The following is a 13,732-nucleotide window of genomic DNA, read 5'->3' on the forward strand; positions in this document are numbered from 1 at the left end:
TACAAACTAGGTCTTATCATAATAGATATCAATAAACCATTGTCCCAAATCGGGAAAGTCTTGATTCGTTGATTCTGTGAGACGTTCGATTTTTTCTTCGATTTTTTCCATGGCTTTTTTAGTAAGCTTTACTCCTTTTTCATAAGTTTCAGTAATCAACTTAACAATCGGGTGTTTTCCTTTCCAAGTCATAGTTTGGGCGAATTTCAAAGCCGTTTCGATTTCATCTAAAATACTCCCATTCCAAGGGTTTTCTAACACAGCCCAGGTTCGTTCAATAGGATTATATTTACTATGGTAAGGGGGATAGTAAGCTAAACGTATATTAACTTGATATTTTTGGGAAAACTCAACTATACGTTTCATGAACTGAGTTCGTCTCGAATTATTTTCTGGTCCATTATCTTGATTAATTATCAAAGTTTTAATTTTCTCAAAACGAGATTTTTCCGACTCCCAGAAATCTTCTAATATATCAACAATAAAGTCACTGGTGACTGTGGAGGCAGTGAAATACAAAAACAACTCATCAAATTCTGGAATAAATATTCCGTAAGGGGTTAGGGTTGTTTTCGGATTAAAATCATGATCGTTTGTTTCGACAGTTATTCTATTCTTACCTCCTCGATCAAATAGTCCAATATTAACACGGGCTTTGGCATCCAAACTAAGACGTAACATCGTAGGGTCTTCATCCGCTTCCCGATTAATGTTAGCTAATTCCTCAAAGATTGCCTCGGTTTCTGGAATTTTTTTTGAGGTAAAACTTTAGCGACTCTTTTCAGACGATAACCTAAGTTATTTAATTTAACCCGAATAGTTTCCTCGCTCGGTAAATCCTCATCACTGTACCCATATTTAGAGATTAATTGCTTTCGGACTTCGGCCGCACTCAGTCTCACATAAAGCCTTTGGCTTTTAAAACTTGGGTCAGTTTGGCTTTGAGAATCCACTAAACTTTTGATGTTTTCCAATAGAAAAGGTAAATGTTCTTCTGCTTTTTTCCGCCCCTTAGCTGAATGATTATCAACACAAATAATACCTCTTTTTAGTTCTTTAATTCCTTTACGAATAGTAGTTCGATTCCAGCCTAACTCCTGTGCAGCAAGGGTTTGTCCCCCATAGCCTAATTCTAAGACTGTTTGGGCCATGAATCTTCTTTTAGCTGCACCTTTTAATTGAAGTGCAGTTTCACTGAGCAATTTCTTGAGGGAATCAGTTAATTCCATATACACTTACAAAGAAAAACTTGATTAATAATGTACAGGATTAATTCTACTACAAAATTGGAAGGAGGAGGCAACCATCGACCCCTACCTCCTACACTCCGAGAATGATTATTATTCTTGAGCATGAATAGTTTATTTTTTGGAAGTCCCTAATGCCGCTGGGACGATTGCGATAAACATACTCTAACATGACTCCTGAATCAAAGCCGTATTTCAAGCCCAGACGAATTCCGTCTGAAAGTTGCCCGATGGTTTGAAACAGCAATCTTACAAGGCTGTAGTAGATGGCTTTAGGATGCCAAATTGGCAGCGGACGACTTAGTGAATCATAGCTAGGTAAGGTTTGAGAATTCATGGTTAATTCCTTCGTTTAATCAAGAAAAATCAAGAACTTTTTTATTGCCAAGCAGAAAAATTTCCTGATGATGCCAACTCTTGTATTGACTGATTTAACAAATCCATAAAGCTTTGTTTATTGCCAGTCCAATGGAGAGGATTACCAAGCCAAACATCACAAAAGAAAGGGACTAATAAAGCTTCACCTTTGGGAAGTGTCTTGCCTAAACCATGCAAGAAAATTGGATAGATGGGGATTTCTGGATGCCGTTTCGCTAGATGGGCAATGCCACTCTTAAAGCTAGTTAAAGATTCAGGATTGCCGCGAGAGCCTTCAGGATAGATTAGCAGAATTTCTCTCCGCACTAATGCCTGAGAACAACTGTCTAGAGGATGCTCGCGAACATTCCCCATTTCGCGTCTTAAGGGAATGATACCAATAATATTTAGAGAAAACCAAGTCAGCCAGGGATTCTTTAACCAATAGTCCGCCGCCGCTACTGGACGCAATTTGTCTAATAACCTTAAGGGAAAGAGTGTCATCAATACCAGGGTATCGAGATGGCTGTTGTGGTTGGCAACAATTATCGCTGGTCCCGATTTTGGTAGCCTCTCTTTGTGACTGATTCTTAGTCCGATAATGACCAAGACAATCAGTCTAACCACGCAACCAAAAAACAACAATCGCAGTAACTTATTCAAGCTAACATCCCCCGGAAATAAAAGTAAACAGTAAAATGGAAAAATAGGGGAGCAGTATAAGTTAAACTGTCAATACGATCAAGAATACCACCGTGTCCTGGTAAGAGATTACCGCTGTCTTTAACTCCTAAGTCTCGCTTCAGAGCCGATACAGTAACATCACCAATAAAACCGGCAATTCCCAATAGTAACCCCAGCCAGAATGCGTGAGTTAAATTAAACGGAGTTAACCAAGGAGCCAAAATTACTGCCAATACTATTGTCGTTATTATCCCTCCTAGCAAGCCTTCCCAGGTTTTGTTGGGGCTAACTGTCGGTAAAACTTTATGTCTTCCCAAACTTTTTCCCCACAAGTACTGGGAAATATCATTCAGAGCCGTCAAAAATAAAAGATACAGTAACAATCCAGCACCGCCAGCTATGGGATTACCTGCGGGTGGTAGCCTTAATAAATAGGCGACGTGACTGATGCTAAATACTGTCAGCATCAATCCCCAATGTAGAGTTCCTATTGCCTTGAGAAAACCGTGTATTTCTCCTAAAATTACCATCCGCATCGGCAAGATAAGGAACATATAAACTGGGATAAATACTAAAAACATTCCGTACCACCGACTGTAAATCCAGTAATATTGTAAGATGATTGCTAAATAAGCCCAAAACAAGACGCGACGGTCTGCCCGCCGTGTCGGAATTAGAGATAAATATTCTTTCAGGGCCAGAAAACTGACAAAACCAAAAAAGATCACAGCTATTCCAGGACTGAGGATGAGAGAAGTTGAGAAAAGAAGGGTAATTGCCCACCAAGATTTGACTCGTTGCTTCAGTTCTGTATAATTTCTCTCTGGCAAAGTTAGGGAGAGAAGCTGAATTATGAGAGTCGCTAGTATTAATAGGATAAATACCCCTGCTAACCCCCAGATAACATTAATTGCTGGCTTCGTCCAAACCATGATACTCTAATTCCTTTAAGCTGCTGTAAGCCCGATTGATAATTGTCGAAAATAGCAGTAAGATTGTGGTAATCCAAATATAATCTAACCACTTTCCTGCTGTCAATCCTAATCCTAATAATAAAGCAATTATACCAAATAAAAAAGCACGATCACTTTTGCCCATTGGCCCTTGATATTGTCTTTTTCCACTCACTGTAACCCCGAGAACTCCAGTCATTTCACTGATGATTGACAGTAAGACAATTGGGACAACCAAAATACTAGAAACTCCTGGTATTAAGGCAAAGGGAAGGTAGAGGGCAGTATCAGAAATTACATCTCCTAGTTCATTTAAGATAGTACCTAACGATGTTTTCTGGTTGTAGTCTCTGGCTAACATCCCATCAATCGCATTCAGTGCAATTCGCATAAAAAGTACCAAAGGCATCAGCAACAGTAGCCAGCGCTGACAATGCCAAAGGACAATTGCTATTCCCATCAATACTGATAAGACAGCAGCAGATGTGGTAATTTGATTCGCCGTGATTCCTTGTTTCGCTAGTTGCTTGACTAGCGGACTCAATATCTTTTGAAAAGCTGGCTTTAATTGATAGATAGTAATCACGGAATTTAGATCAACTTTTATAAATTTAAAAATTTTTGTCCAGAGATATGGAACTATAAATATATCATACCAAGAGATAGGCGTAATCGCCAGAAGTTTTCCCCATATCACGTCCAAAAGCGTGTTAGCCAGATTAGCCTATTGCCAAAAACCTTGGTTAACTAAATTCCTGACAATTAGGCTCATTCTAGCGATGATTCTTCGATCTGACCGCACCCATTGACAAAAATTTACAATTATTAGACCTTTAGCGATCGCTATCGGGAGATAGTTGTTTTTTGTTACAGCAGTGGGGAGAAGGGAGCGGGTTTTTCAAGTTGGATTGGGAGTTAATCATACTATTAAAAACCGATTCAGTATAAAGACCCCGTTATGCCGTGTCCCTACAGATAGACTTCAACGGCCCTAGCATTCGCCGCGTCACGGAATGAATATTCGCCTTGCGCCTCGATAGGTATCAATATCAAGCACAATTTCAACAAGACTTTCAACACACCGACCTCGATATTCGGAATCATCGGAAATTTTGGGTCTGAAACCCCGCCGTTCTAGGTTGGCTTTACGTTAGAATTAAAAGGCCAGTCTCGAAAACCAAGTGGACGGCGCAGCACCTTGAAAACTCGGCTTAGGGGGTTCCGACCAGAAAAGCTTGGCCGGGTAAAAAGTCGCGCGCAACAAGTACAAGAAGCTATAGGCGGTCAACGTACCGTGGGACACACGGAATCGGGCTTCTGAAATGGGGCGAAAGTCTGTGGACTCTGTGTAAGACAGTACATGGTTTTTTAACTGTGGTATGCGACGGTGGTGGAAGCAGAAACTTAAATCGTGAGGTTTAGGAATCGCCGCACTTTTAGGGCGGCGAGGATGTCAATCAAAAGCCGATCAGCATTGCTAACGGTGATCACAGGCAATGACTCTGAGGTATTTTCTTCACGCAGGACCTGCTCTAGGGAATCTTTCCCTTCCATACTGTGATTAGCGGTAAGCAAAATCATCTGATTCTCTTGAGCAAGTCGCCAAACCGTCCTGTCATCACTGTTGATCGACAAATCCATCTCTGCAAAGGTGACGAACTGCATCGGGACGATATCAAGCCAGCCCTGAGTTGCGATCGCACCCAAGAAAACCAAGGCATGACCTTTGAGATTGTGATCAATCAAAAAAATCATACTTTCGACTCACGCTTTGCCTTAGCCACTCGAAGCTTTTCCCAAGCAGCCTCGGAGCCTGGCTTAGGTGGTTGCGCAGCAATACGGGCAACTCGCTCACGATTTTGCTCTTCGTAATACTGTCGGAGTTCTTCAGCTTCTTTGAGAACTTGCTGGTACTCAGCTTCCACATCCGCACGATGAGCCTCAATATAAGCCAGGGCAGTGTTAATTTGCTCTTCCGTCAGATCAAATAATCCCTGAATGAACTTAGGTGGATATTGAGCAGTCACATAATCCATTACATCATAGAGGGTGATGCGGGTTCCTGCGATTGTCAGTCCTCGCTCTGTACGAATGATAGCGGTTTTTCCATTAGATGCGAGCGTCATAGCTATAGTCTCAGTCTTTCACCATCTCATTCCATATTACCGCATGAAAAAGTAAGGTGAGCAAACGCCCACCCTGACTACTAATTCGCAAGCTCTTTAATCCTCGACCCAGACCTTCAAAATGTATTTCAGCCTCGTTCCTGCATCTAGCCAGTAGTGAACTCCAATATCTGGCAATTCAGTATCATTTGTGTGAGCATCACCAGGCCCCGTACTACAAGATCGGCGATCAAATTTAGACCACAGCTTCAATCAATGGGTGTGGTGCGTTCCCCAAAATCGATCAGTGGAGCAGTAGGAGCCACATTAGGGAACGCACCCTACAAGAGCGGCGATCTGCTATGCAGTGCCTTCGGCATCGCACTGACAATTAGGCTCATTCTAGCGATGATTCTTCGATCTGACCGCACCCCTTAACAGAAACTTACAGTTATTCGACCTTTTGCGATCGCTATCGGGAGATAGTTGTTTTTTGTTAGAGCAGTATGGAGCAGTCTAACTGATGGCTATATTTCCAGATTATCGCCCGCAGGAAACCAATCTTCATCGAGAATTTGTTCAAGGGAACCAATGGGAATAACGGGGAAAGTATCGAGGGGTAATTGAGAGCGGTCACTGGCATTTTTTCGGGCTGAAAGATAACATTCATCAAAAATTTCCAAAAGATAAGGTTTCAGACTAGGACTATCTTTAAGTTCATCTAATATATCGAGACGAAAAGTTCTAATCTCTCCCTTCCAGTGACCTTCGTTTCTCTCTCTTTCTGCCGCCCAATATTTGAGCTTAAGTAAATGTTCTAATAATCGGGTTAACAGACTTTTAATTGTGCGCTTTTCACTCCTTCCCATACTTGCTAATTCCTCTAGTAAATTCTCTAAATCTACCCGCTCAAACTGTCTGGCTTGCAGTTGATTAATAGTAGTTCTAATCCAGAGATAAAAGTCTTCTTCGTACAGGGTTTTATTATCCATAATTTACCTCTATATATTACTCGTGGTTATTAGTGGGAAACCAATCTTCATCGAGAATTTGTTCAAGGGAACCAATGGGAATAGGGGGGAAAGTATCAAGAGGTAATTGAGTTCTAACTTGAGCCTCTTTTCTAGCAAATTGATAGCATTCCTCAAAGATTTCCAGAATATAGGGTTTTAAACTAGGGCTATCTTTAATTTCTTCGATTATTTGTCGGCGAAAGTTGATAATTTCCCCTTTCCAGTGACCCTCATTTCTAGATTTTTCTCCTGTCCAGTAAGTTAGTTTCAGCAAATGTACCAGTAATTGAATCAAAAGATTTTCGATTTTGCGCTTTTCACTCCTTCCCATACTTGCTAATTCCTCCAGTAAATTCTCTAAATCTACCCGCTCAAACTGTCTCGCTTGCAGTTGATTAATAGTAGTTCTAATCCAGAGATAAAAGTCTTGTTCGTACAGGGTTTTATTATCCATAATTGACCTCTATATATTACTCATGGTTATTAGTGGGAAACCAATCTTCATCGAGAATTTGTTCAAGGGAACCAAGGGGAATAGCGGGGAAAGTATCGAGGGGTAATTGAGAGCGATCACTAGCATCTTTTCTAGCAAATTGATAGCATTCCTCAAAGATTTCCAAAAGATAGGGTTTGAGACTAGGGCTATCTTTAACTTCTTTGATTATTTGTCGGCGAAAGTTTCTAATTTCCCCTTTCCAGTGACCCTCATTTCTAGCTTTTTCTCCTGTCCAGTAGGTTAGTTTCAGCAAATGTACCAGCAATTGAATCAAAAGATTTTCGATTTTGCGTTTTTCACTCCTTCCCATACTTGCTAACTCCTCCAGTAAATTATCTAAATCTACCCGCTCAAACTGTCTGGCTTGCAGTTGATTAATAGTAGTTCTAATCCAGAGATAAAAGTCTTGTTCGTACAGAGTTTTATTTTCCATAAATACTCACTTAAACTAAATAAAACGGGGATAATCATAAAACTTAACTATACAAACTAGCCACATATTCACCATAGCCATTATAGGGCAGAGTTTCGATAATTTCCCAAGATAAATCACTTCTACTGCCGATAAATTTCTCCGTTGCTTGCGACCAACGGGGATGGGGTTTACTAGGGTTCACATTAGCCTCAAAATCGTATTCGTGAGCGTCAATTGTGTTCCAGTAGGTGGCGGGTTGTTTGGCGGTAAATTCAATTTTTACTATCGATTTTGCTCCTTTAAAACCGTATTTCCAAGGAATAACCATTCGCAAGGGTGCGCCCTGTTGTTTCGGTAAATCATGACCGAAAATTCCCACAGCAAAGAAAGCTAATTCGTTGGCCATTTCTTCAATTCTTAAACCTTCTGTATAGGGCCATGGTAAGGCTCCTAAATGTAATCCTGGCCCCTGGGTAATTTCTGGATTATAAAAGGAAGTAAAACGGACGAATTTAGCTTCTGGTTTTGGTTCCACTGCCGCAATTAAAGCACTCATGGGAAAACCCAGCCAAGGTAAGACCATTGACCAAGCTTCCACACAACGAAAACGATAGATTCTTTCTTCGAGAGGAAAGGTTTTTTTTATAGTATCTATATCGTAGGTTTGGGGATTTTTTACCAATCCTCCCACTTCTACCGTCCAGGGATTCGTCGGTAGTTTCTGCGCTTTTAACCAGATATTTTTCCCCCCTCCGAACTCATAAAAATTATTATATCTCCCCGCTACAGTTTCGGCAGCTATGGGGCGATTTACCGTTAAAAACTGCGGATTCTTGCTGAAACCTTCAATTTTAGGTAATTGCAAACTTTTTTCTAAAGCTTCCGAGGAGGAGGATTTACCACAAGCAGTTAATAATAGGGAACTCCCCGCAATTCCTGTCCCGATTAACCCCTGTAAAAAGCGACGACGGTTAAAATAAACACTTTCGGAAGTGACTTCATTTTCGGAAATTTGCCAGGATTTAGCTAAACGAATTAAGACCATAATTAGGATTTGCTGAAAAAGTTTGTTGGTGGGGTTAGGAGTCGGTCGTCAGGAGTCAGTAGCCGGTCGTCGGGAGTTTCAGGCTTTGTTGCCCTCTCTTTTTTGTACCAACTTATGTACTACAACAAGGATAATGCAAGGTTTTTGATGGTCCCAATCCGATTTTCGCAGCATGAACATCGGATTTTAACAGGTCAAAAGCCTTATTTTAAAAGGGTTTTCCCATTATTCAGCAAGCCCTAATTATTCCCAATTTTATTGACAAAAAAACAGAGTTATGATATGGGATACCACAACTCTGATTGTACAATAGTTTGTCAGTTTTTTTAAGAAATTTCGGCGAGCATGGGGGCAGTCACCAGAGGTTCCCGTCGTCCTTTTAAGACCATGGGAACTCCTCGCGAGGGAGCAAGGGTGACACCGCGACGACTGGGTTTTTCGGGGGTATTATTAACTAGAGTTAACTGATAATTAGCCAAAATTGTGGCGATAGCGATTTTCATCTCGTAGATAGCTAAAACTTCCCCGATACAACGACGCGCCCCACCACCAAAAGGCATATATTCATAGGGGGTGAATTGTTTTTCTAAAAAGCGTTCCGGTTTAAAAGTATGGGAATCGGGGAAAGTTTGCTCGCGGTGGTGAGCTAGATAAATACAACCCATAAGAATTGTCCCTTTTTCTAAAGGATAACCATCTAGTTCTACCGGTTTTTCCACTACTCGCGGAAAAGTTAACATTCCCACGGGATGAATGCGTAAAGTTTCCGAACAAACCGCCGAAAGATAGGGTAATCGAGTTATATCAATGGGGTTAGGATTATCTCCTAAAGTGGCTATTTCTTGCAGAATTTTTGCTTGAATTTCTGGATAGCGATGAGTCCAGTAGAGCGCCCAAGACATAGCGGTGGCGGTGGTTTCATGACCGGCGAATAATAAGGTCATTAATTCATCGCGCAATTCCTTATCGCTCATCGGGTTGCCTTCTTCGTCCCAGGCCGACATCAGGAGTGATAAAATATCGGTACGATTGGGGTTATGATTAGCTTTTCTTTCGGCAATTTCTGTATAGATAATATCATCAATTTTTTCTTGGTAACGCTGGTATTTTCCCCAGGGACTCCAAGCACCAAAATCAGCCCGCAAAATTGGGAAAAATAACAAAGAAGCCATCACCGGAGAGTTAAAAATATCGAGCATTTCAGCGAGAGTTTTTTTCAGGGTTTGATAACGTTCCCCTTGACTAATTCCAAAAACTGCCTCCATAATTACTTGTAAAGCAATCGCTGTGGTCGCTGAACGGGCCTTAAAAGGTTGATTTTGGGGCAATTCTGCCATTACTCTCAGGGTAATATCGCGGATTAAATCGCCGTAGAAACGCATTCTTTCCCCGTGAAAAGGTGGCAATAAAAGCTGACGGCGTTTTTTGTGGATGTCTCCGTCTAACATGACGACGGAATAATCACCAATAATCGGGGCAATAATCCGATTGGCTTCCCCCGGTGCCGAGAATTGTTTACGGTCATTAGTTAAAATTTGTTGTAGGGCCGAAGGACTACTGACAAAGATAAAATTATCTACAGTTAAACCCACTTTTGTGCTAAAAATATCGCCATGCTTGCGGGCGGCATTTTCCATAAAAGCTACGGGATTAATGATCCATTGTGCCATTTGCAGGAAGGTAGGGGCTTTGACCTTGGGGAGGATTTTCATAGATTAATTGCTATATCGAATGCTAATTATTTCTAATTGTGACATTTTTTCCCCAGAGACGGCAAGGTGTAATAAGCTGCCCGCGCATTTAAATTGCTTATTGAGATGAGGCAAGAGGCACTCTTGCAAGGGGCAAGAGGCAAAAGTAAAGGGATTAGGGGAGATTTAGCTAATCTAAGGATAGGCAGTTAAGATACCTCTTAGCTTATCAAGTAAACAGCAAAATTTACCGGGCTGTTGCTTGTCCTATCTTCTCCCAGAGAGGGGGATTTTCTGGGAATTTTCAGGATTGGCTTTCTGGTCTAAACAATGATAACTACGGTAGAATAGCCCCTAGTTCTATTTAGGGTTTGCTGAAAAAGCTTTTCCTAGGGGCAGGGTGTGGGGTGTGGGGTGTGGGGTGTGGGGTTTTACCGATTTTCAGGTGGTCAACTACCTAATTTTCAGGGAAAAAGTACCTGAATTTTCCCCCGATCCCCGCAATGGCTGGCACTTTTTGAGGGGAAAAAAGTCCAAAAGTCTTATCCAACAAGGTTTTTAGATTTATTCAGCAAACCCTATTTAATTCGCTTTTATAGTTTAATCTCTCTTTTATTCTCTTTTTAGGGACTTGTGATGATTATTTCCCAGTCCAGCAACTGGAAAAAGCTGGTTATTTGCCGTTATTTGCCGCTGCTAATCGCCTTTAGCGGCACTTTTCTCCTGATTACTCCCCCCGCTTTTGCCCTCGAATCCAGTGCCTCCACCGGTTTTAATCCTCAAACTATTCTTTTCAATGCCTTAACTTGGGTGGATAGTTTGGGGTCTGTGGGAGCGATCGCGTTTATAATTATCTATATTCTAGCTACTGTGGCCTTTTTTCCAGGTTCAATCCTGACTTTAGGGGCTGGTGTGGTTTTTGGCCTGGTTTTAGGCTCTTTTTACGTCTTTATCGGGGCAACTATCGGCGCTACTGTCGCTTTTCTGGTGGGACGTTATCTGGCTAGGGGTTGGGTGGCGGAAAAAATTCAAGGTAATAGTAAATTTCAAGCTATCGATGAAGCTGTGGGGAGAGAAGGCTTAAAAATAGTGCTTTTAACCCGTTTATCTCCCGTATTTCCCTTTAATCTGCTCAATTATGCCTATGGTGTCACCGGGGTTTCCCTGAAAGATTATCTACTAGGTTCCGCGGGCATGATTCCGGGGACGATAATGTATGTTTATATTGGCTCTTTAGCGGGTAATCTTGCCACTATCGGCACCTCAACACCAGCTACTAACCCAGTTTTACAATGGACTATTCGCCTGATCGGTTTTATCGCTACCGTTGCCGTCACCCTCTACGTCACAAAAATTGCCCGTCAGGCCCTGGCATCAGTTATCAATGAATAGTAATCATTTATCAGTCAGGGGTTGGGGAAGTGGGGTGTGGGGTGTGGGGTGTGGGGTGTGGGGTGTGGGGTGTGGGGTGTGGGAAGTGGGGAGAAAAAAGCTGCCGACCGCCGACCGCCTCCTGACTCCTGACTCCTGACTCCTGACTCCTCAAAACCTAAGACTCTGCACCTCACAACTATGGGAATTGCTATAACTGCTTTAATAAACCTCTTGCATAATTAATTTTTCAGGGTTCAAAAACGGCAAAAATAAGAATTAAATGGCTCTTCGGGACTTGGTATGGTTCGATATGGGGGCATAAATCGACTGAATCCTTATCTGGCAAGAGATTTAATTGATTAGTTCGCTCTAGAGCAAAAACAATTGACAAAAATCGCTAAATGCCTTTCTATATAAGGGTTCCATCCCTTATAACCCCCGTCCATTGCATAACACAAACCGAAGAGCCAATTAAATTGCATAAAATCTGTAAATAGACCATTTAACTGATTATTATTGATTCTTAATTATCCTGACTACTGACTACTGGCTACTGACTCCTAACCCTAACAACAATTTTTGATTTTTACAAGAGGTCTAATATGTTTGAAAATAGCTCTAGGGAAGTTAATGTTCTCCCCATGGACGAACATAATCAAAAATTAGTTAATTATGTTCATCCTGCCGATTGGGTCAATCCACAACCCCAAGATTGTTATGATTTAGTCGTCATTGGTGCGGGTACTGCGGGTTTAGTCGTAGCGGCGGGAGCGGCGGGTTTAGATATAGGTTTAAAAGTGGCTTTAGTGGAAAAACACCTCATGGGGGGAGATTGCCTCAATTTCGGTTGTGTTCCTTCTAAATGTCTGATTCGTTCCTCTAGAATTATCGGGGAAATTGAGAAAGCCAAAAAATTAGGAATTAATATTGGGGATACTAGGGTAGATTTTGCCAGAGTCATGACCAGAATGCGGCAAATTCGCGCCGATATTAGCCCTAATGATTCGGTGCAACGTTTCCAAAAACTAGGTATCGATGTCTTCTTGGGTAGCGCTCGTTTTTTAGGACAAAATGCTGTGGAAGTGACGGGAAAAACCCTCGATTATAAAAAAGCTGTCATTGCCACTGGTGCTGGGGCTTTTCATCCCGATATCCCCGGACTAAAAGAGGCTGGATTTTATACCAATGAAACAATTTTTTCCCTAACAGAATTACCTCCTCGATTAGCTGTTATCGGTGGCGGGCCGATTGGTTGTGAATTAGCCCAAGCTTTTCAACGGTTAGGCGCGCAGGTGATTTTATTTCATAATCATTCCCATCTTTTGAATAAAGAAGACCGAGAAGCGACCGAAATTATTGAGAATACTTTCCTGCGGGAAGGAATGCAATTGATTCTCTGCTGCCAAATTGAACGGGTGACAAAAAATGAGCGGGGTAAAACCATTGAATATACAAGCAACGGTCAAGGAGCAACTATCACCGTTGACGAGATTTTAGTCGGTGCGGGCCGGGAGCCTAATGTGTCAGGATTAAATTTAGAAGCGGTAGCCGTGGAATACGATACTCGTCGGGGAGTCAAAGTTAATGATTATCTGCAAACTACTAACCCGAAAATTTATGCGGCCGGTGATATCTGTATGGATTGGAAATTTACCCATGCCGCCGATGCAGCCGCCCGTATTGTGATTAAAAATACTCTCTTTTCTCCCTTCGGTTTCGGACGCTATAAGCTCAGTAATTTAGTTATGCCTTGGGTCACTTATACCGACCCAGAAATCGCCCATGTGGGCATGGATGAAACCCAAGCACAAGCCCGGGGATTGGCCACTAATACTATTAAAATTCCTTTGAGTATAGTCGATCGAGCTATCGCTGATGGGGAAACAGCAGGTTTTTTAAAAATTATTCACAAACAAGGTTCCGACCAAATTTTAGGAGCCACTATCGTCGCCGCTCACGCCGGTGAGATGATTTCTCAAATTACCACCGCTATGGTTGCTAAAATCGGACTGAGTAAACTCTCTACTGTTATTCATCCCTATCCTACCCAAGCGGAAGCGATTAAAAAGGCCGCCGATGCCTATCGTCGAACTCTCTTGACTCCTAATAGTCAAAAATTCTTGGAATTGTTGGCTAAATTATCGGGTTAAAATCAATGATTGCCACCGGAGAACTGCGGCAGAACTTTGAACCCACATTCCGCACCCTCAACTGTCACATAATACCAAATTTCTAAATCCATGACAGACATCCACGCTCGAATGCTTGCCAAGCCGGTGTTCGTTGTGACGCGAATAAAGAAAAATGGTGTAAGCTGTCCCCCTCCAGAGACTTGAGTAAAAATACCTAGCT

At 41.8% G+C, this 13,732-nt stretch carries 16 protein-coding genes; 3 read left to right on the forward strand and 13 right to left on the reverse strand.

Annotation, left to right across the window (positions count from 1 at the left end; all coding sequences use genetic code 11):
- Window positions 1-6 precede the first annotated feature (6 nt).
- From MAE_RS29180 to MAE_RS09855, 12 genes are all read right to left on the reverse strand, one after another.
- A protein-coding gene (locus MAE_RS29180) for an ISAzo13-like element ISMae28 family transposase (protein ID WP_125730310.1) occupies window positions 7-1,229 on the reverse strand; the annotation gives its coding sequence in 2 pieces (ribosomal slippage) (window positions 7-749 and window positions 749-1,229; 1,224 coding nt in all).
- Between the two features lie 91 nt (window positions 1,230-1,320).
- Window positions 1,321-1,584 (reverse strand): class I SAM-dependent methyltransferase family protein, encoded by a 264-nt coding sequence (locus MAE_RS29185; protein ID WP_012265432.1) that lies wholly within the window; start codon window positions 1,582-1,584, stop codon window positions 1,321-1,323.
- Window positions 1,585-1,625: 41 nt separating this feature from the next.
- Complete coding sequence (locus MAE_RS09810; protein WP_012265433.1) at window positions 1,626-2,267, reverse strand: lysophospholipid acyltransferase family protein; 642 nt, start codon at window positions 2,265-2,267, stop codon at window positions 1,626-1,628.
- A complete protein-coding gene (locus tag MAE_RS09815) occupies window positions 2,264-3,220 on the reverse strand; it encodes a phosphatidate cytidylyltransferase (protein ID WP_002768798.1) in 957 nt (318 codons plus the stop codon). Before MAE_RS09815 ends, MAE_RS09810 begins: the two co-directional genes overlap by 4 nt.
- Entirely contained in the window at window positions 3,195-3,827 is a 633-nt protein-coding gene (locus MAE_RS09820; RefSeq protein WP_002768800.1) for a CDP-alcohol phosphatidyltransferase family protein, read from the reverse strand. Before MAE_RS09820 ends, MAE_RS09815 begins: the two co-directional genes overlap by 26 nt.
- Window positions 3,828-4,645: 818 nt before the next feature.
- A complete protein-coding gene (locus MAE_RS09825; protein ID WP_012265434.1) occupies window positions 4,646-4,996 on the reverse strand; it encodes a hypothetical protein in 351 nt (116 codons plus the stop codon).
- A complete protein-coding gene (locus MAE_RS09830) occupies window positions 4,993-5,367 on the reverse strand; it encodes a DUF433 domain-containing protein (RefSeq protein ID WP_002784772.1) in 375 nt (124 codons plus the stop codon). The genes MAE_RS09825 and MAE_RS09830 overlap by 4 nt, the downstream gene beginning before the upstream one ends.
- A gap of 506 nt (window positions 5,368-5,873) precedes the next feature.
- Complete coding sequence (locus MAE_RS09835) at window positions 5,874-6,338, reverse strand: DUF29 domain-containing protein (RefSeq protein ID WP_002796831.1); 465 nt, start codon at window positions 6,336-6,338, stop codon at window positions 5,874-5,876.
- A gap of 16 nt (window positions 6,339-6,354) precedes the next feature.
- Entirely contained in the window at window positions 6,355-6,813 is a 459-nt protein-coding gene (locus MAE_RS09840; RefSeq protein WP_012265437.1) for a DUF29 domain-containing protein, read from the reverse strand.
- Between the two features lie 16 nt (window positions 6,814-6,829).
- Window positions 6,830-7,288 (reverse strand): DUF29 domain-containing protein, encoded by a 459-nt coding sequence (locus MAE_RS09845; protein ID WP_002758350.1) that lies wholly within the window; start codon window positions 7,286-7,288, stop codon window positions 6,830-6,832.
- Window positions 7,289-7,331: 43 nt separating this feature from the next.
- Window positions 7,332-8,315 carry a protein-methionine-sulfoxide reductase catalytic subunit MsrP gene (msrP, locus tag MAE_RS09850; protein WP_012265438.1) on the reverse strand — a complete coding sequence of 328 codons (984 nt, stop codon included), beginning with the start codon at window positions 8,313-8,315 and terminating at the stop codon, window positions 7,332-7,334.
- A gap of 326 nt (window positions 8,316-8,641) precedes the next feature.
- Window positions 8,642-10,027 (reverse strand): cytochrome P450, encoded by a 1,386-nt coding sequence (locus MAE_RS09855; RefSeq protein WP_012265440.1) that lies wholly within the window; start codon window positions 10,025-10,027, stop codon window positions 8,642-8,644.
- A 615-nt stretch (window positions 10,028-10,642) separates the two neighbouring features.
- Between MAE_RS09855 and MAE_RS09860 the strand changes: the two genes are divergently transcribed.
- Entirely contained in the window at window positions 10,643-11,398 is a 756-nt protein-coding gene (locus MAE_RS09860; RefSeq protein WP_012265441.1) for a TVP38/TMEM64 family protein, read from the forward strand.
- A complete protein-coding gene (locus MAE_RS33265; RefSeq protein ID WP_158303507.1) occupies window positions 11,391-11,537 on the forward strand; it encodes a hypothetical protein in 147 nt (48 codons plus the stop codon). Before MAE_RS09860 ends, MAE_RS33265 begins: the two co-directional genes overlap by 8 nt.
- Before the next feature lie 90 nt (window positions 11,538-11,627).
- On the opposite strand, the gene MAE_RS34055 is transcribed toward MAE_RS33265, so the two are convergent.
- Complete coding sequence (locus MAE_RS34055) at window positions 11,628-11,771, reverse strand: hypothetical protein (protein ID WP_164517019.1); 144 nt, start codon at window positions 11,769-11,771, stop codon at window positions 11,628-11,630.
- A 211-nt stretch (window positions 11,772-11,982) separates the two neighbouring features.
- On the opposite strand from MAE_RS34055, the gene MAE_RS09865 reads away from it, so the two are divergent.
- Window positions 11,983-13,530: a mercuric reductase gene (locus MAE_RS09865; protein ID WP_012265443.1), complete on the forward strand. Its 1,548-nt coding sequence runs from the start codon at window positions 11,983-11,985 to the stop codon at window positions 13,528-13,530.
- Window positions 13,531-13,732: the final 202 nt, after the last annotated feature.

Origin of the sequence: Microcystis aeruginosa NIES-843 (assembly GCF_000010625.1) — a bacterium.
Classification (GTDB): Bacteria; Cyanobacteriota; Cyanobacteriia; order Cyanobacteriales; family Microcystaceae; genus Microcystis; species Microcystis aeruginosa.